This is a genomic window from Streptomyces sp. NPDC052109 (genome assembly GCF_040680195.1).
Taxonomy (GTDB): Bacteria; Actinomycetota; Actinomycetes; order Streptomycetales; family Streptomycetaceae; genus Streptomyces.
Genome location: NZ_JBFAWF010000020.1, coordinates 103,376 through 120,944 on the forward strand (window position 1 = coordinate 103,376; position 17,569 = coordinate 120,944).

The following is a 17,569-nucleotide window of genomic DNA, read 5'->3' on the forward strand; positions in this document are numbered from 1 at the left end:
GCGTGACCGCCGATACGTCCGTGCCGTCCACAGCGCTGCTGGCAGGAGCAGACCGGGACGGTTCCAACTACACCGCGCGGCACCTGCTCGTCCTCGAGGGCCTCGAGGCCGTGCGCAAGCGCCCGGGTATGTACATCGGCTCGACCGACAGCCGCGGTCTGATGCACTGCCTGTGGGAGATCATCGACAACTCGGTGGACGAGGCCCTCGCGGGCGTCTGCGACCGCATCGAGGTGATCCTCCACGACGACGGCTCCGTGGAGGTGCGCGACAACGGCCGCGGCATCCCCGTGGACGTGGAGCCCAGGACCGGCCTGTCCGGCGTCGAGGTCGTCATGACCAAGCTCCACGCCGGCGGCAAGTTCGGCGGCGGCTCGTATGCCGCCTCCGGCGGTCTGCACGGCGTCGGCGCCTCTGTGGTCAACGCCCTCTCCGCCCGTCTCGACGTCGAGGTGGACCGCGGCGGCCACACGCACGCCATCAGCTTCCGGCGTGGGGTGCCCGGAGCCTTCGCGGCCGACGGAGCCGACGCGAAGTTCGAGGCCAAGAGCGGCCTGCGCAAGACCAAGAAGGTCCCCAAGACCCGCACCGGCACGCGCGTGCGCTACTGGGCCGATCGGCAGATCTTCCTCAAGGACGCCAAGCTCTCCCTGGAGACCCTCCACCAGCGAGCCCGCCAGACGGCCTTCCTGGTGCCGGGGCTGACCATCGTGGTCCGCGACGAGTTCGGCCTCGGCGAGGGCGGCAGCAAGGGCGAGGAGTCCTTCCGCTTCGACGGAGGCATCAGCGAGTTCTGCGAGTACCTGGCGAGCGACAAGCCGGTCTGCGATGTCCTCCGTTTCTCCGGCAAGGGCACCTTCAAGGAGACGGTCCCCGTCCTGGACGAGCACGGGCAGATGACCCCCACCGAGGTCACCCGTGAGCTGGGCGTGGATGTCGCGATGCGCTGGGGCACCGGGTACGACACCACCGTCCGGTCTTTCGTGAACATCATCGCCACCCCCAAGGGCGGCACCCACGTCTCGGGCTTCGAACAGGCCGTGACGGGCGTGTTCAACGACGTGCTGCGCGCCAAGAAGCTCCTGCGGGTCGCCGAGGACAACATCGTCAAGGACGACGCCCTCGAGGGCCTCACCGCCGTCGTGACCGTGCGCCTGGCCGAGCCACAGTTCGAGGGCCAGACCAAGGAGGTGCTGGGCACCTCGGCGGCCCGCCGCATCGTGAACAACGTGGTCACCAAGGAGCTGAAGGCGTTCCTGACCAGCACGAAGCGGGATGCCGCGGCGCAGGCCCGGGTCGTCATGGAGAAGGTCGTGGCCGCCGCCCGCACGCGCGTCGCGGCCCGCCAGCACAAGGACGCCCAGCGCCGGAAGACCGCTCTGGAGTCCTCGTCCCTGCCGGCGAAGCTCGCCGACTGCCGCAGCGACGACGTCGACCGCAGCGAGCTGTTCATCGTCGAGGGAGACTCCGCGCTCGGTACGGCCAAGCTCGCGCGGAACTCCGAGTTCCAGGCTCTGCTGCCGATCCGCGGCAAGATCCTCAACGTGCAGCGGTCGTCGGTGACCGACATGCTCAAGAACGCCGAGTGCGGTGCGATCATCCAGGTCATAGGAGCGGGCTCGGGCCGTACGTTCGACATCGACCAGGCCCGCTACGGCAAGATCATCATGATGACCGACGCCGATGTGGACGGGTCCCACATCCGCTGCCTGCTGCTCACGCTGTTCCAGCGCTACATGCGGCCGATGGTCGAGGCCGGCCGGGTCTTCGCCGCCGTGCCACCGCTGCACCGCGTCGAGATCGTCCAGCCGAAGAAGGGCCAGGACAAGTACGTCTACACGTACTCGGACCGCGAGTTGCGCGACAAGCTCATGGAGTTCCAGAGCAAGGGCATCCGGTACAAGGACTCCATCCAGCGCTACAAGGGTCTGGGCGAGATGGACGCCGACCAGTTGGCGGAGACCACGATGGACCCGCGCCACCGCACCCTGCGCAGGATCAACCTGTCCGACCTCGAGGCCGCCGAGCAGGTCTTCGACTTGCTGATGGGCAACGACGTGGCGCCTCGCAAGGAGTTCATCTCCGGCTCGGCTGCGACGCTGGACCGGTCGCGCATCGACGCGTAGCCGCTGCGCCGGGTCTCGGCCGCCGGGGGATTGCCGGAGGACGGCGGGCGAGGCCGGGCCGAGCGAGGCGGGACGGGCACAGGAATGATCGCCTGCTGACCGGCGGAGGTGGCCCTCGGCCATCCTTCGCCGGCCGGACGATCGGTCACCCTTCGACCGGGCCGGGGCCGGCAGATGCCGACTCGGGTGCGGTCGCGGCATGCGTTTCATCGCCGGGTGCCGGGTGCCGGGTGCCGGGTGCAGTGGTCGGAATGCGGTGCCGTCCCGATGCGGACGGCGCCCCGGTGAAGCACGCCGGTTTCGTCGGGCCGAAGGAGCCGCTCCGACCGAGTGCGTCCGCCACCCCGGCCAGGGTCTCCCTCCGAGGGCTCTACACCCGTGGGTGGAGACGGACCGCTCCGGGATTCCACCCGTGATCCACCCCGGCTCCGATCCCTCGACCTGCGCTTTTCCGTAGCTTCGAAGATGTCGGCAGCACTCGCTGCCGGCACCACTTCTCGCTCACGGAGGCTTTGATGTCCGGGCTCGTCAACGCGCTGGTGATCGTGGCCGTCGCCGCCATAGTGATCGCGCGGCAGTTCCGCGCCCGCGCGATCAACACGGACCGGCGCTGGTGGCTGCTCCCCGTGATCCTCGCCGTCGTCGCGTTGCGCGAGCCGGGCATCCTCGATGTCCACCACCGGGCGGAATCCGCGGTGCTGCTCGCGGTGGAGCTGCTGATCGGTCTGGCCACGGGTGCCGGCTGGGCCTGGACGACTCGCCTGTGGACGGCTCCGGACGGTGTCGTGTGGACCAAGAGCACCAGGGCAAGCGGCGCCGTATGGGCTTTGGGCATAGCCCTGCGCATCGGTGTTTACGGCTGCGGCGTCGCGCTCGGGCTGCACCAGGACAGTTCCGCTCTGATGCTGGGCCTCGCCGGCACCTTGCTGGTCCGAGGCGGGATCCTGGTCTGGCGGGCCCAGTCCTTGGGCACCGCGAACCGTCCCGCCCCGGCGTACGGTGACGGAATGCGGTCGGTCAGGAGGGAGCGCGCGTGACCGAGAACGCCTGGACACGCTGGCCGTCGCGGGAGGCGCTCGGCCGTACGGGAATCTCCCGGCCCCGGCGCATGCTCGCCTGGGCGGTGCGGGTGCTCGTGCTCGCGCTGCTGTTGTGGAGCGCCTTCAGCCAGAGGCATGTCGGCATCTGGAGCGGATTCGCGGCAGCGTCGGGAGTCCTCCTCGCCGCTCTCGTCTCGTGGGCCTTCTTCCGGACCACCTACCAGCACCGGCTGATGCCCTCCCTCGCGCTCATCGCCGTCCTCCTGGGGATCGCCGTCGCCGCCGAGGCGACCGGTTTCAGAGCGCCGGCCCTGGTGCTCTGGTGCGGCTGCGGAATCAGCGCCCTGGAGCGGCTCCCGCTCGGAGCGGCAGTACCTGTGGCGTCGGTCGGGCTGGCCTCGTACTCCGCGTTCAACAACGACGTCTGGTTGACCACGGCCGCCACCGTGGCCGGCATGGCCCTCGCCGGCTATGTACTCCGGCTGGACGCCGAGGCCCGTGGCAGCGCGCAGCGGCTCCTCGCCCAGGAGCGCGCCGCCCGGGCGGCCGAGGCCGAGTCCGCCGCGCTGGCCGAGCGAGCGCGCATCGCACGGGAGATCCACGACGTCCTGGCCCACAGCCTCTCGGCACAGCTGGTGCACCTGGAGGCGGCCCGGCTGCTGATCGAGAACGGCGCGGACCGCGAGCGCATCCTGGAGCGGGTGGTGGCCGCCCGGGGCATGGCGCGCGACGGACTCGCCGAGACCCGGCAGGCCCTGTCCGCTCTGAGGGGTGAGCTGACCCCGTTGGAGGACTTCCTGAGCGAACTCGTCAGCGAGGCCGACGGTGCCGAGATCACCGTGACGGGTGAGCGCAGACCACTGCCGGCAGAGGCTTCCCAGGCCGTACGCCGGGTCGCCCAGGAGGCGCTGACGAACGTCCGCAAGCACGCCCACGGCGCCAAGGTGCAGCTGCGACTCGGCTACAGCGCGCACGAAGTGACACTGGACGTACGGGACTCGGGCGGTCGGCCGGGCGAACTCACGGGCTCCGGAGGCGGGTACGGTCTGCTGGGCATGCGCGAGCGTGCCGAGCTGCTGGGCGGCTCGCTGGACGCGGGGCCGGACGAGGAGGGTTTCGTGGTGACGTTGAAGGTGCCTGTATGACGGAGACGGAGGAGGCGAGGAAGCCCGCACGGGTGGTGGTGGCCGACGACCAGACCGTGGTCCGGGAGGGCATCGTGATGCTGCTCGGGCTGCTCCCCGGGGTGGAGGTCGTGGGTGCCGCGGGAGACGGCGAGGAGGCAGTGCAGCTGGTCGGGGAACTGGCCCCGGACGTCGTCCTGATGGACCTCAGGATGCCCCGCTGTGACGGAGTGGAGGCCACCCGGCGGATCCGGGCGCAGTACCCGGCGACCCAGGTCGTGGTCCTCACCACGTACGCGGACGACGAGTCGCTGTTCCCCGCGCTGCGCGCCGGCGCCCGGGGCTATCTGACCAAGGACGCGGGCGGGGACGAGATCGTGCGTGCCGTGCAGAGCGTGCTGTCGGGGGAAGCGGGTCTGTCACCGAGCGTTCAGCGACGGTTGCTGGAGCGGCTCTCGCAGCCCGAACCCGGCCCGCCGGCGACCGCCCAGGCGCCGCCCGACGGACTGACCGCGCGGGAGACCGAGGTGCTGCTGCTGATCGCCGAGGGGCTCAGCAATCAGGAGATCGCCCGCAGGCTGCATGTGTCGACCGCGACCGTGAAGACACACATCAACAATCTCTTCTCCAAGACGGGCAGCAAGGACCGGGCGCAGGCGGTGCGTTACGCCTACAGCAAGGGACTGGTGCGGCCGCCCACACAGTGAATCACCTGATGGGGTGAAGAGCCGGGGGAAGAAGAGTCAGGGATCTTCCCGATCTGTCCATCCTTGGGCATGCAGTCAAGCAACGGTCGTGCCCGCGGAGCCGGGGACGGTTCCGAGCGTTCGGCCCAGAACCAGGAAGACCACGACGCGCCGTCCCGCGACATGACGTACGAGGACCCTTGGTACGACGCCCTGGCCTCCGGCTGGGGCGAGCTGGACGGCACCGGTGCGCCGGCCGCGGCGGTGCCGCCCGCTCGCGGAGAGCGAAGCGGAACGGCGGCCCGTGCCCGCGACGTCTACGTCGAGGTGCAGGCCAGCGCGGCCTTCCAGGAGGTGCGCTCCAGGTACCGGCGGTTCGTGGTGCCCGGGGTCGCCGTCTTCCTCACTTGGTATGTGGGTTATGTGGTCACCGCCACGACAGCGCCGGGACTCATGGCCCGGCCCGTGGCGGGAGCGGTGAACGTGGCCATGCTGGCAGGGCTCGGACAGTTCCTCACGACGTTCCTGCTCACCTGGGCCTACGCCCGGCATGCGCGGCTGCGCCGGGACCGGGCGGCGCTGGAACTGCGCTGGGACACCCAGGAACTGGCCCGGGGGACGCGGGGAGGTGCCTCGTGACCGGTGACCATCAGAGGCTGGCGCTGCTGCTGTTCAGCGGTTTCGTGGCCGTCACCCTCGGGATCACCACGTGGGTGAGCCGACGCCGGCACGGTTCGGCGGAGGAGTTCTACGCCGGAGGACGGCTGTTCTCTCCCATGGAGAATGGTTTTGCCATCGCGGGTGACTACATGTCGGCCGCCTCCTTCCTCGGGGTCACCGGGCTCATCGCGTTGTACGGGTACGACGGGATGCTCTATGTCGTGGGCTTCCTCGTGGCCTGGCTGGTCGTGCTGTTCCTGGTGGCCGAACTGGTGCGCAACTGCGGGCGGTTCACCCTGGCCGACGTGGTGGCCGCCCGGATGAGCGAGCGGCCGGTGCGGATCGCCGCGGGAACCTCCTCGGTCACGGTGTCCGTTCTGTATCTGGTGGCGCAAATGGTCGGCGCGGGCAGCTTGGTGGCGCTGCTGCTGGGGCGGACGAGCGGAGTGGACCAGGCCTGGGCGGTCATCGGGGTCGGGGCGCTCATGGTGATCTATGTGTCGTTGGGAGGCATGCGGGCCACGACCTGGATCCAGATCGTCAAGGCGGTGCTGCTGCTGAGCGGCACGATCGCCCTGACCGTGCTCCTCCTGCTGCGCTTTCACGGAGACATCGACCGGCTGCTGGTCACGGCCGCGGACCGCAGCGGTCACGGAAGGGCGTTCCTGGCGCCGGGCCTGAAGTACGGCGGCACATGGACCGCCCGCCTCGACTTCATCAGCCTGGGACTCGCGCTGGTGCTGGGCACGGCGGGACTGCCGCACATCCTGTCCCGCTTCTACACGGTGCCCACCGCCCGGGCCGCCCGCCGTTCCGTGGTGTGGTCCATCGGGCTGATCGGCGGCTTCTATCTGATGACGATCGTCCTCGGCTTCGGGGCGGCGGCGGTGGTGGGCCCGGACGCGGTGCGAGGTTCCAACGCGGCCGGGAACACGGCGGTGCCGCTGCTCGCCCTCGACCTGGGCGGCGGCGCGGGCTCCACCGGGGGCACGGTCCTGTTCTCGGTCGTCGCCGCCGTGGCCTTCGCCACGATCCTCGCCGTGGTCGCCGGCATCACGCTCGCCTCCTCCGCGTCGGTGGCGCACGACCTGTACGCCTCGCTGCGGCGCTCGCGCGGCAAGGTGCGCAGCGAGGTGTCCGTGGCGCGATGGGCGGCGGTCGGTATCGGTGCCGTGGCGATCGCGCTCGGTCTGCTGGCCCGCGACCTCAACGTCGCCTTCCTCGTCGGCCTCGCCTTCGCCGTCGCCGCGTCGGCCAACCTTCCGGTGCTGCTGTACTCGCTGTTCTGGCGTGGCTTCACCACCCGCGGCGCGGTGTGGGCCGTATACGGCGGACTGATCCCGGCGCTGGGACTCGTGCTGCTCTCCCCGGTGGTGTCCGGCAGCCCGGCCTCGCTGTTCCCGGACGTCGACTTCCAGTATTTCCCGTTGCAGAACCCGGGCATCGTCTCCATCCCGCTCGGCTTCGTCGCCGGCTGGCTCGGCACGGTCACGTCCGGCGACGTCGCGGACGAGGCCAAGTACGCCGAGACCGAGGTACGGGCGCTGACCGGCGCCGGGGCCGTGTAGCGCACCCGCGGTGTTCGCTACGGCGCCACCCAGGCGTACCGGTGTTCCGGCCGGCCGGTGTCGCCGTACTTCAGGGAGAGCCGGAGCCTGCCCACCTGTTCCAGGTGGCGCAGATAACGCTGGGCCGTGGAGCGGCTCAGGCCGGTCCGGGCGGCCACCTCGTGCGCCGACAGCGGCTGGTCGGCGCCGTGCAGGACGCCGCAGATCAGATCGGTCGTGGGCTCCGAGTGGCCGCTCGGCAGGCCGGGCGCGGACGGTGCGGGGGCCGTCCGCAGCGCTCCGAAGATCCGGTCGACCTGCTCCTGGCCCGTCACGCCCCGGCCCCCTACCCGGTCCACCGTGCGACGCAGGGCGGCGTAGGAGTCCAGGCGGGTGCGCAGGGCGGCGAAGGTGAAGGGTTTGACCAGATAGTGCAGGGCGCCCAGGCGCATCGCCTGCTGGACGGTCGTCACATCGCTGGCCGCGGTGATCATGATGACGTCGGTGCCGTGGCCCTGCTCCCGCATGCGATGGACGAGATCGAGACCGGTCTGGTCCGGCAGGTAGTGGTCGAGCAGGACGAGGTCGATCGTGCCGCGTTCGACTACGGCCAAGGCCTGGGCGGCACTGTGCGCGCGGGCGGCCACCCGGAAGCCGGGAACCTTTCCCACGTACTTGGCGTTTATCTCCGCGACGCGGAAGTCGTCGTCCACGACCAGGACGTCAATCATCAGGCCTCTCCTTCAAGGCCGACGAGCGTTAAGCCCGTGTTTCGGCTCCGCAGTTGTAGCGCGAGCAAAATGAGCACAACAGGCTCTTGCGAGCAAAAGAACGGCTTGTGCTCACAAGACTCCTGCTGTGGCCGGAGCCACACCTACCGTCCCGGGCCATGAGCGCACACACCAGCCCCGCCATCGAGTTGCGGGGCGCGAGCAAGACCTTCAGAACCCCGTCAGGGGGCCTGCACACAGCCGTGCGCGGTCTGGACCTCACCGTCGGGCGCGGCGAGTTCGTGGCCGTCGTAGGCCCGACAGGCTGCGGCAAGTCCACCACGCTCACTCTGGTCAGCGGCCTGGAGGAGCCCACCGAGGGTGAGGTGCTGGTGGCCGGCGAGCCGGTCGACGGCGTCGGTGACAAGGTCGGCTTCGTCTTCCAGCAGGACGCCACCTTCCCCTGGCGCACGGTGCTGTCCAACGTCATGGCCGGCCCGCGCTTCCGGGGCGTACCGAAGGCCGAGGCCAAGGAGAAGGCACATGAGTGGCTGGCCCGCGTCGGCCTCGCCGCCTTCGAGGACCGATACCCGCACCAGCTGTCCGGCGGTCAGCGCAAGCGTGTCGCCCTTGCCGCCACGTTCGTCAACGATCCCGAGATCCTGCTGATGGACGAGCCGTTCTCGGCGCTGGACGTGCAGACCCGGGCCCTGATGTCGGACGAGCTGCTGGAGCTGTGGGAGGGCACGGGCGCCTCCGTCGTGTTCGTCACCCACGACCTGGAGGAGTCCATCGCGCTCGCCGACAAGGTCGTCGTGATGACCGCCGGACCCGCGACCGTGAAGCAGGTCTTCGACATCGACCTGCCCCGGCCGCGCAAGGTGGAGTCGGTGCGCCTGGAGCCGCGGTTCATCGAGATCTACCGCGAGATCTGGCAGTCCCTCGGCGAAGAGGTCCGCATCACCCGCGAGAGGGGTGCCGCCCGTGTCGCCTGAGGTCCTCAGCACCCCGGTGGTCGACACCGCCAAGGTTCCCGACCGCGCGCAGACCCGTGCCCAGGCCGCCCGCCGCCGCAAGGCCCTCGTCGCCGCCGTGCGCGTGCTGCTGCTGGTGGCCGTTCTCGGCCTGTGGGAGGGACTGTCCCGCGCCAAGATCATCGACCCGTTCAACTTCTCGATGCCGTCGCAGATCTGGGACCAGATCTGGACCTGGGTGATGCACGGAACGGCACAGGGCTCGCTGGGCGAGCAGATCTGGGCCACGCTGCAGGAGGCGCTGCTCGGCTGGATCATCGGGGTCGTCGCCGGTGTGCTCTTCGGTATCGCTCTGGGGCGGATCGCCTTCCTCGCCGACGTCCTCGGTCCGTACGTCAAGGTGCTCAACTCCATCCCCAGGATCGTCCTGGCCCCGATCTTCCTGATCTGGTTCGGCCTGGGCCCCGCCTCCAAGGTCGCGTCGGCCGTGGTGCTGGTGTTCTTCCCGGTGTTCTTCAACGCCTTCCAGGGCGCCCGTGAAGTCGACGGCAACCTCGTCGCCAACGCCCGGATCCTCGGCGCGAGCAATCGCAGGGTGACGCTTCAGGTGGTCATCCCGTCGGCGACCTCCTGGATCTTCACCAGCCTCCACGTCAGCTTCGGCTTCGCCCTCATCGGCGCCATCGTCGGCGAGTACATCGGTGCGACCAAGGGCATCGGACTGCTCGTCGCCGCGTCTCAGGGCACCTTCAACGCCGCAGGCGTCTACGCCGCGATGGTCATCCTCGCCGTCGTCGCCCTCGCCGCCGAGGGCCTGCTGACCTTCGCCGAGCGCCGCATCTTCCGGTGGAAGCCGGCGCACTCCGGCTGAGCCCGGCCCACCGAGCGCAGCCCCGAGGCCCAGCCCTCCAAGACCGCACCTTCCCCCGCACCGCCCTCTCACAAGGACGTGAATCGTCATGCGCAAGACCACCAGATACGTCTCACTCGCCGTCTCCGGCCTGCTGGCCGTCTCCTCGCTCACTGCCTGCGCCAACGACGCGGCCAGCAGCACCTCCGCCGGCGCCGGCGGCAAGGGCGACGGCAAGGGTACGAAGGTCAAGATCATGGTCGGTGGCCTGGACAAGGTCATCTACCTGCCGGCCATGCTGACCCAGCGGCTCGGCTACTTCGACTCCGAGGGCCTCGACGTGGAACTCCTCAGCGAGCCCGCCGGTGTCCAGGCCGAGACAGCGCTCGTCTCCGGCCAGGTCCAGGGTGCCGTCGGCTTCTACGACCACACTCTCGACCTGCAGGCGAAGGGCAAGTCGGTGGAGTCCGTGGTGCAGTTCTCGCACGCGCCCGGCGAGGTGGAGGTCGTCTCGGCCAAGCAGGCGAAGGACATCACCTCACCGAAGGACTTCAAGGGCAGGAAGCTCGGTATCACCGGCCTCGGTTCCTCGACCGATTTCCTCACCAAGTACCTGGCGGTCAAGAACGGTCTGAAGGTCAGCGATGTCACCCCGGTCGCCGTCGGCGCGGGACCCACCTTCATCTCCGCGCTGCAGCAGGGCTCCATCGACGCGGGTATGACGACGGATCCGACCGTCGCCACGATCCTGGACAAGAAGGCGGGCCAGGTCCTCCTCGACATGCGCACCCCCGAGGGATCTCAGAAGGCGCTGGGCGGCCCGTACCCGTCGTCAAGTCTGTACATGCAGACGGACTGGGTCAACGGACACAAGGACACCGTCCAGAAGTTGGTCAACGCATTCGTCAAGACGCTCAAGTGGATGTCCACCCACAGCGCCGACGAGATCGCCGCCAAGATGCCCGCGGACTACTCGCAGGGCAACAAGGCGCTCTACGCGCAGTCCATCAAGAGCACCCTGCCGATGTTCACCGACGACGGCGTGATGCCCCAGGGCGGCCCCGAGACCGTCGAGAAGGTCCTCAAGTCGTTCAACCCCAACATCAAGAACGCCAAGGTCGACCTGGGCAAGACGTACACGACCGAGTTCGTCGAGGCGGTCAGGTGACCGCCGCGTGAAACGCGCTCAGCCGCGGGTCGCCCACACGTAACGGTGTTCCGGGCGGCCCGCGTCGCCGTACTTGAGGGTGAGCCGCGCCCGTCCGGTGCGTTCCAGGAGCTTGAGGTACCGCTGGGCCGTCTGCCGGCTCACCCCCGTCCGCTCGGCGATCTCCTGGGCGGACAGCGGCCCTTCGGCGTCCGTCAGCGCCCGGCGCACCAGGTCGGCCGTCGTGGGGGAATGTCCCTTGGGCAGCTCCGGCTCCGACGGCGCGGACAGGGCGCCGAAGATGCGGTCCACCTCCGCCTGTTCGGCCTCGCCGCCGCCGTCCAGGGTGCGCCGGAGCGCGGCGTACGCCTGCAGCTTGGCGCGCAGACCGGCGAAGGCGAACGGCTTCACCAGGTACTGCAGGGCACCCTGCCGCATCGCGGCCTGGACGGTCGACACGTCCCGCGCCGCCGTCACCATGATCACGTCGGTCTGGTGGCCGCGCCGGCGCATCTCCCGGACGACCGCGAGACCGGTGTCGTCGGGCAGATAGTGGTCCATGAGCACCAGGTCCAGCCGCGGCAGCGTCTCCACCTGCCGTAGCGCCTCGGCCGCGCTGTGCGCCTCGCCCGCCACACGGAAACCCGGCATCTTCTCCACGTACGCGGCGTTCACCCGGGCGACGCGGGCGTCGTCGTCCACGACCAGGACCTCGATCATCGCGCCTCCTCGGCGACGGCAGCGGTCTCGGCGGCCTGACCGGGCACCGCGGGTTCCAGTTCCGGTTCGGTCAGCGCCTCCGGCAGGACCACGGTGAACTCCGCGCCGCCGCCGTCCGCGGCGCCCACGGTCGCGCGCCCGCCCTGGCGTTCGGCGAGCCGGCGCACCAGAGAGAGCCCGATGCCCCGCTTCCCGTGCGCGGGCGGTTTCTTGGTGGACCAGCCCTCGGTGAAGATCAGCTCCCGCTGGTCGGCCGGGATTCCGGGGCCCGTGTCGCGCACTCTGAGGACGACGGTACGGCCTTCGGTGCGCAACTCGGCCTCCACGCGCGCGTGCGGGGTGCCGGCGACCGCGTCGAGGGCGTTGTCCACCAGGTTGCCCACGACCGTGACCAGCCCCCGCGGATCGATCAGCCGGTCCGGCAGGCGGGTGCGCTCCGACACCCACAGCGCGACCCCGCGCTCGGCGGCGACGGTCGCCTTGCCGACCAACAGCGCGGCCAGCAGGGGATCCTGGATCTTCTCCGTGACCTGCTCGGCGGTGACCCGGTGGTCGCCGACCACCTCGCCGACGAACTCGACCGCGTCGTCGTACATCTCCAGTTCCAGCAGTCCGAGCAGGGTGTGCATGCGATTGGCGTGCTCGTGGTCCTGGGCGCGCAGGGCGTCGATCAGGCCGCGCGTGGAATCCAGTTCGCGCCCCAGCTGCTCCAGTTCGGTGCGGTCGCGGAGGGTGGCCACGGCGCCGCCGTCGTCGGTGGGCATCCGGTTGGCGACCAGCACGCGCTGGCCGCGCACGGTGAGCAGATCGGTGCCGCTCACCCGGCCGGCCAGCACGTCCGTCGTACGGCCCGCGCCGAGCGCCTCGTCGGGGGGCAGCCCGACGGCCTCGTCGCCGATGCCGAGCAGCCGCCGTGCCTCGTCGTTGAGCAGGCGGATGCGGCCGCCCCGGTCGAGGGCCACCACGCCCTCGCGGATGCCGTGCAGCATCGCCTCGCGCTCCGCGAGCAGCGCCGAGATGTCGGAGAAGGCCAGGTCACGGGTCTGCCGCTGGACCCGGCGGGAAATCAGCCAGGCGGCCAGCGCGCCCACCGCCAGCGCACCCCCGGCGTACGCGAACAGCCCCGGAATCGCGCTGATCAGGCGCGCCCGCACGCTGTCGTAGGCGATACCGACCGAGACCGCCCCGATGATGCGGTGGTGGGTGTCGTACAGCGGCACCTTGCCGCGGGCGGCGCGGCCCAGGGTACCGGTGTCGATCTGCATGACCTCGTTGCCGGCCAGCGCCACCTTCGGTGAGGTCGAGACGAAGTCACCGATCTCCGAGGGGGTCGTGTGCGACCAGCGCACGCCCCTGCGGTCCATCACCACGATGTACTCGGCGTGGGTGGCGTGCCGGATCCGCTCGGTCTCCTTCTGCACCGGGCCGCCGCTGGTCGGCGGGGTGGTCAGGACGCCCTCGGCGATCTGCGGGTCCTGGGCCGTGGTCTCGGCGATGGCCAGCGCGCGGTGCATCGCCTCCTGGTCCAGCTGCTTGCTCAGCGGCGCAAGGAACAGTCCGGTCGCGAGCACCGCGACCCCCGCGGCGATCGCCAGCTGCATCAGCAGCACCTGCGAGAACACCCGCCGTGGCAGACCGAGGCGCAGACGGCGCGCGGGGGGAGTGGGGCTCATACGCACGACGTTACGTGGGAAGACCCGACGGGCCCCAGGGGGTGTGGTGGGGATCTCTTGACCAGTTCTTGAACGAGGCGGTCGTCCCGGAAAGAGGGGGTGCTCTTGATCGGAGCGGTCGTTCTCGATCGAAGCGTCGTTCTTCGAAGAGGCGACCGCTCAGCTCGCCAGCGCCGTCGGCCTGAGCTCGCGCACGGCCACCACGTCCATCCGCGCGGGGGCGCCCAGCACCGCCGCGCCGCAGCTCTCCGGGCGGGGCGGCAGGGAGGCGCCCTGCGCCACCGTCACCCGCCAGCGGCGGCCGTCGGTGTGCGCGACGGTGACCTCCCAGTGCGCGGCCTCGTCGGCGGTCCGTACGACGCTCAGGACCCCAGCACGGTACTCGCCCGCGGCGGACCGGACGGCCAGCTCGGCCGCCTGACCGGGCCGTTCCCAGGCCGAGCAGCCGCGGCACCCCTCGACCACCACGCGCCCGTCCCGGATACCGTGCAGCGCCTCCTTGACCGTGTGCGCCTCGGCGCGGCCGTAGGCGTAGCCGTACGGCAGGACGAGCACCGTCGGCGAGAAGCGATGTCCACCCAGATGGGTGACCTCCCAGACTCCGCGCACTCCCGAGGTCACCAGTTCGGTGGCGAGGGGGCGGCCCAGGAGGGCGCAGCAACGGTCGCGCTTGCCGTTCGTGCACACGAGCGCGAGCGGGTCGCCGTGGTACGGCCGTCCGCCGAGCGCGGCGCCGAAGGAACGGGGGTCGCCTGCTCCCAGGGCGGCGAAGTCGAGGCCGAGCAGAAGCCGGGGATCGCGGATCTTGGCGCTGTGCAGCCAGACATGGCCGGGCACGGTGTGGGCGGCGTACACCTGACGGGCGGCGGGCGTGCCGGGGTCGGCATGGCGCCCGGGGTGCCGGATGAGCGCGACCCGTACGCCGGTTCCCGCTGCGGCCGCCTCCAGCGCCCGGCCCAGCGTGGGGTCCAGGTGGCTCGAAGTGAGCGCCTTGGCGCCCCACGGGCCGGGCTGTTCCAGCAGCAGCCACGTCGTCGCCGTGGCCGCCGTACCGGAAACGGGCTCGTCGAGGCTCCGGGAGACGGTCGCACACCTACTCACAGAGGCGAGCCTAACCTGACTCTCTCCGGGGCGACTTCCGGCCGTGGTTGTGTTCGCCTCCGGGAGGGGTCGGGGACCACGGTCGGACTGCCGGCTCCAGAAGAGGCCGGCGGTCCGCTCAGGCAGGGGCCGGTGGCCTACTCCGGCAGGGGCTGCGGAGGTCGCGGGCCCACGTAGTGACCGACGGGGCGCATACGCAGGGGGCGTTCGCCGTACTCCTCCAGGGCGTGTGCGATCCAGCCCGCCGTCCGTGCGACCGCGAAGATCGTCTCGCCTGCCGTGGCGGGCATGCCGCTGGACGCGGTGAACACCGCCAGGGCCAGGTCGACGTTGGCGTGCAGTGAGGTGTGGCGGGCGGTGGTGGCCACGATGTCCCGGGCCGCGAGCAGGGCGGACTCCGCGCGCGGCACCTCCTCCAGCAGGCCGAACAGCGCGCTCGCGCGGGGATCCTCGCCGGTGTACAGCCGGTGGCCGAGCCCGGGGACGCGGCGGCCCGCACGCAGTTCGTCGGCGATCACCGGAACGGCTGTGCCCTGGTCGAGCACGTCGAGCAGCATGCGGTGGGCCATGCCGCTCGCGGCGCCGTGCAGCGGGCCCTCCAGGACGCCGAGCCCGGCCGACACGGCCGCGTAGGCGTGCGCGCGTGCCGAGGCGGCGACCCGGACCGCGAGCGTGGAGGCGGCCAGGTCGTGGTCGGCGAGCAGGGCCAGGGCGGTGTCCAGGACGCGCAGGGACGCCGCGTCGGCGGGGCGGCCGGTCAGCCGGCCCCAGAGCCGGTGCGCGAGCGGGCCGTCGTCCTTGTGGTCGTGCAGGGCCGGCGGCAGCGCGTCGACCAGCGTGGGGATCAGGATCCGCGCGGTGTTCAGCACGGCGTCCTCGGAGAGGTCGAAGCGCAGCGGGTCCTCGGCCGCCGCGGCGATCGCCGCCACGCGCAGCCGGTCGGTGGGCGAGGCGTGCTCGGACAGGGCGTTGACCGCGCGACGGGCGACCTCGACGGTGGGGCCCGGCGCGGCAAAGGTCACGCCCGGCGTCAGCCGGCCCGTCCACAGCCACTCCGCGACCTCCTCGTACGGGTGACGGGCGGCCAGCTGGACGGCGTCCACGCCCCGGAAGTAGTACCGGTCCTGCTCGATCAGCGTGATGCGGGTGCGGACGGACAGGTCCCCGCCCGAGCCAGGGGTTCCGGCCGCCTCGCGCCGATTCCGCCGGGCGAGCGCCTCGACCTCCTTGGCCTCGAACGTGCTGGCACGGCCGCCGGGCTCGCGTCTGCTGCTGAGCAGGCCGCGGCTCACGTACGCGTACACCGTCTCCGGCTTCACGCCGAGCAGTTCGGCTGTCTCCTTGGTGGTCAGCCTTCGTCCGGGACGGCCGGGAGCGGGTTCGTGATCGCGCATGGGGGTCACCGTAGCCGTCTCTGAACATCTTGATCGGTATGTGTTGATCGAATCAATATTGACAAGGAATTAGTCAAGCATGGACAGTCGGATCAAGTCCAGGGAGGAACACACCATGTCCATCAACAGGACCGCGCCCCGCGTCGATGTGCCGCGCGGACTCGCGGGAGTCGTCGTCACCGACACCGAGATCGGGGACGTGCGAGGGCTCGAGGGCTTCTACCACTACCGCCAGTACTCGGCCGTCGAACTCGCGCAGACCCGCGGCTTCGAGGACGTCTGGCACCTCCTGGTCCACGGCACCCTGCCGGACCCCCGGCGCCGGGCCGCCTTCACCGCCGAGACGGCGGGGTTGCGCCGGCTGCCCGAGGAGGTCCGGTCCGTCCTGCCGGCGATCGCCGCCGCGAGCCGTCTGTCCGGTCCGCTGGCCGGTATGCGCACGGCGCTGTCACTGCTCGGCGCGGCCAAGGGGTTCAGGCCGGTCTACGACATCGAGCCCGATCGGCGCCGCGCCGACACCGTCGCCGCCTGCGCGGCCGTACCGACCCTCCTCACCGCGCTCTACCGGCTGGGGCAGGGCCTCGACCCGGTGGAGCCGCGTGAGGATCTGTCGTACGCGGCCAACTACCTGTACATGTTGACCGGTTCGGTCCCGGATCCGCGGCAGGCCCGTGCGGTCGAGCAATATCTGATCTCAACCATTGATCACGGTTTCAATGCGTCAACCTTCACCGCCCGGGTCATCGCGTCCACGGGCGCCGATGTTGCCGCCTGCCTGGTCGGGGCCGTGGGGGCACTGTCCGGGCCGCTGCACGGCGGGGCGCCCAGCCGTGCCCTCGACACCCTGGACGCCATCGGGACCCCGGACCGCATCGACTCCTGGATCCGGGAACGGGTGCTCGCCGGCGATCGCATCATGGGCTTCGGGCACGCCGTCTACCGCACCGAGGACCCCCGTTCGCGGATGCTGCGCGAGATCGCCCTCGGCTTCGGCGGCCCACGCGTCGCGTTCGCGGTCGAGGTCGAGCGTCAGGTCGAGGCGATCCTGGCGGAGTTGAAGTCCGGCCGTGAACTGCACACGAACGTCGAGTTCTACGCCGGTGTGGTCATGGAACTGTGCGGCCTGCCGCGCGAGATGTTCACCCCGACCTTCGCCGCGGCCAGAGTGGTCGGCTGGAGCGCCAACATCCTGGAACAGGCGGCCGACTCGAAGATCATCCGTCCGGTGGCGCGGTATGTGGGACCGGAGCCACCGGTGGCGGTGCCCGCGCCGGCGTGACGGATCACTCCTCCGAGGTGATGCAGCAGTGCCGGGCCGGTACGGGAGGCCCGGCGGCCGCCGGCGCCCCGGGAAGCGTCCTCGGTAAGGGCGGTGAACCGCCGCTGCCGCCTGGTCCGGCCCTGGGTGAAGCGGCCTGGTCCGGATCTGGGTGAAACAGCGGTGCCACGCGCGCATCTCCCGCCCGTCCGCGAAGGCCGCGTTGGCCGGCGCTGCTCCGCGTGCTCACGATCGGATCGGAGAGCAGGATCTGCTTCCACGGCTCACGCGTCGCGAGGGTGTTCGGCGGGCGCCGGCCGGTCCGGTGCGCAGGCTCGCTGAGGGTGAGACGTATCAGCCGCGGTGGGCCGGAAGGCGCGCCTCCTCGTTCTCCATGCGGAGATGGTCGCCCTGAGGGGCCGCGGCAGGGCGACGCCGACGAGGCGTGCCGGGGAGGCGAATACGGGTGCGGCACGGTACACCCGGCTGACCGGAATGATCGCGATGCGCACGAAGACGACGGGACACGTCTCGCCGGTCGGCCAGGCCCAGGACAGTG

15 protein-coding genes are annotated in these 17,569 nt (G+C 70.8%); 10 read left to right on the plus strand and 5 right to left on the minus strand.

Going from position 1 to position 17,569, the window contains the following annotated elements; genetic code table 11:
* Positions 1-2: 2 nt before the first annotated feature.
* The 6 genes from AB0L59_RS31790 to AB0L59_RS31815 all read left to right on the plus strand — a co-directional run bounded on the left by AB0L59_RS31790 (position 3) and on the right by AB0L59_RS31815 (position 7,204).
* A complete protein-coding gene (locus AB0L59_RS31790) occupies positions 3-2,126 on the plus strand; it encodes a DNA topoisomerase IV subunit B (protein ID WP_365590094.1) in 2,124 nt (707 codons plus the stop codon).
* A gap of 515 nt (positions 2,127-2,641) precedes the next feature.
* Positions 2,642-3,163 (plus strand): DUF1453 domain-containing protein, encoded by a 522-nt coding sequence (locus AB0L59_RS31795; RefSeq protein ID WP_365590095.1) that lies wholly within the window; start codon positions 2,642-2,644, stop codon positions 3,161-3,163.
* Positions 3,160-4,311 (plus strand): histidine kinase, encoded by a 1,152-nt coding sequence (locus tag AB0L59_RS31800; protein ID WP_365590096.1) that lies wholly within the window; start codon positions 3,160-3,162, stop codon positions 4,309-4,311. The genes AB0L59_RS31795 and AB0L59_RS31800 overlap by 4 nt, the downstream gene beginning before the upstream one ends.
* On the plus strand, positions 4,308-4,997 hold the full coding sequence (locus tag AB0L59_RS31805) for a response regulator transcription factor (protein WP_365590097.1): 690 nt from the start codon (positions 4,308-4,310) through the stop codon (positions 4,995-4,997). Before AB0L59_RS31800 ends, AB0L59_RS31805 begins: the two co-directional genes overlap by 4 nt.
* Positions 4,998-5,066: 69 nt before the next feature.
* Positions 5,067-5,615: a DUF485 domain-containing protein gene (locus AB0L59_RS31810; protein ID WP_365590098.1), complete on the plus strand. Its 549-nt coding sequence runs from the start codon at positions 5,067-5,069 to the stop codon at positions 5,613-5,615.
* The gene (locus AB0L59_RS31815; protein WP_365590099.1) at positions 5,612-7,204 is read left to right on the plus strand and encodes a cation acetate symporter; all 1,593 of its coding nucleotides are present in this window, start codon (positions 5,612-5,614) and stop codon (positions 7,202-7,204) included. Before AB0L59_RS31810 ends, AB0L59_RS31815 begins: the two co-directional genes overlap by 4 nt.
* Before the next feature lie 17 nt (positions 7,205-7,221).
* Here AB0L59_RS31815 and AB0L59_RS31820 read toward each other — a convergent pair whose 3' ends face one another.
* Positions 7,222-7,914 (minus strand): response regulator, encoded by a 693-nt coding sequence (locus AB0L59_RS31820; RefSeq protein ID WP_365590100.1) that lies wholly within the window; start codon positions 7,912-7,914, stop codon positions 7,222-7,224.
* 158 nt (positions 7,915-8,072) lie between these two features.
* Here AB0L59_RS31820 and AB0L59_RS31825 point away from each other — a divergent pair, with 158 nt between their 5' ends.
* From AB0L59_RS31825 to AB0L59_RS31835, 3 genes are all read left to right on the plus strand, one after another.
* Positions 8,073-8,888 (plus strand): ABC transporter ATP-binding protein, encoded by an 816-nt coding sequence (locus AB0L59_RS31825; RefSeq protein ID WP_365590101.1) that lies wholly within the window; start codon positions 8,073-8,075, stop codon positions 8,886-8,888.
* Entirely contained in the window at positions 8,878-9,738 is an 861-nt protein-coding gene (locus tag AB0L59_RS31830) for an ABC transporter permease (RefSeq protein WP_365590102.1), read from the plus strand. Before AB0L59_RS31825 ends, AB0L59_RS31830 begins: the two co-directional genes overlap by 11 nt.
* 88 nt (positions 9,739-9,826) lie before the next feature.
* The gene (locus AB0L59_RS31835) at positions 9,827-10,885 is read left to right on the plus strand and encodes an ABC transporter substrate-binding protein (protein ID WP_365590103.1); all 1,059 of its coding nucleotides are present in this window, start codon (positions 9,827-9,829) and stop codon (positions 10,883-10,885) included.
* A gap of 18 nt (positions 10,886-10,903) precedes the next feature.
* Here AB0L59_RS31835 and AB0L59_RS31840 read toward each other — a convergent pair whose 3' ends face one another.
* The 4 genes from AB0L59_RS31840 to AB0L59_RS31855 all read right to left on the minus strand — a co-directional run bounded on the left by AB0L59_RS31840 (position 10,904) and on the right by AB0L59_RS31855 (position 15,752).
* Positions 10,904-11,584 carry a response regulator gene (locus AB0L59_RS31840; RefSeq protein WP_365590104.1) on the minus strand — a complete coding sequence of 227 codons (681 nt, stop codon included), beginning with the start codon at positions 11,582-11,584 and terminating at the stop codon, positions 10,904-10,906.
* Positions 11,581-13,257 carry a sensor histidine kinase gene (locus AB0L59_RS31845; protein WP_365590105.1) on the minus strand — a complete coding sequence of 559 codons (1,677 nt, stop codon included), beginning with the start codon at positions 13,255-13,257 and terminating at the stop codon, positions 11,581-11,583. Before AB0L59_RS31845 ends, AB0L59_RS31840 begins: the two co-directional genes overlap by 4 nt.
* 159 nt (positions 13,258-13,416) lie before the next feature.
* Entirely contained in the window at positions 13,417-14,358 is a 942-nt protein-coding gene (locus AB0L59_RS31850; RefSeq protein ID WP_365590106.1) for a sucrase ferredoxin, read from the minus strand.
* 137 nt (positions 14,359-14,495) lie between these two features.
* Positions 14,496-15,752 carry a citrate synthase gene (locus AB0L59_RS31855; protein ID WP_365590107.1) on the minus strand — a complete coding sequence of 419 codons (1,257 nt, stop codon included), beginning with the start codon at positions 15,750-15,752 and terminating at the stop codon, positions 14,496-14,498.
* Positions 15,753-15,867: 115 nt separating this feature from the next.
* On the opposite strand from AB0L59_RS31855, the gene AB0L59_RS31860 reads away from it, so the two are divergent.
* On the plus strand, positions 15,868-17,031 hold the full coding sequence (locus AB0L59_RS31860; protein ID WP_365590149.1) for a citrate synthase/methylcitrate synthase: 1,164 nt from the start codon (positions 15,868-15,870) through the stop codon (positions 17,029-17,031).
* Positions 17,032-17,569 lie beyond the last annotated feature (538 nt).

Excerpts from the sequence above, each read along its gene's own strand:
- AB0L59_RS31795 (WP_365590095.1), top strand. The coding sequence starts at position 2,642 with ATGTCCGGGCTCGTCAACGCGCTGGTGATCGTGGCCGTCGCCGCCATA.
- AB0L59_RS31805 (WP_365590097.1), top strand. The coding sequence starts at position 4,308 with ATGACGGAGACGGAGGAGGCGAGGAAGCCCGCACGGGTGGTGGTGGCC.
- AB0L59_RS31810 (WP_365590098.1), top strand. The coding sequence starts at position 5,067 with ATGCAGTCAAGCAACGGTCGTGCCCGCGGAGCCGGGGACGGTTCCGAG.
- AB0L59_RS31820 (WP_365590100.1), bottom strand. The coding sequence starts at position 7,914 with ATGATTGACGTCCTGGTCGTGGACGACGACTTCCGCGTCGCGGAGATA.
- AB0L59_RS31825 (WP_365590101.1), top strand. The coding sequence starts at position 8,073 with ATGAGCGCACACACCAGCCCCGCCATCGAGTTGCGGGGCGCGAGCAAG.
- AB0L59_RS31835 (WP_365590103.1), top strand. The coding sequence starts at position 9,827 with ATGCGCAAGACCACCAGATACGTCTCACTCGCCGTCTCCGGCCTGCTG.
- AB0L59_RS31840 (WP_365590104.1), bottom strand. The coding sequence starts at position 11,584 with ATGATCGAGGTCCTGGTCGTGGACGACGACGCCCGCGTCGCCCGGGTG.
- AB0L59_RS31845 (WP_365590105.1), bottom strand. The coding sequence starts at position 13,257 with ATGAGCCCCACTCCCCCCGCGCGCCGTCTGCGCCTCGGTCTGCCACGG.
- AB0L59_RS31855 (WP_365590107.1), bottom strand. The coding sequence starts at position 15,752 with ATGCGCGATCACGAACCCGCTCCCGGCCGTCCCGGACGAAGGCTGACC.
- AB0L59_RS31860 (WP_365590149.1), top strand. The coding sequence starts at position 15,868 with ATGTCCATCAACAGGACCGCGCCCCGCGTCGATGTGCCGCGCGGACTC.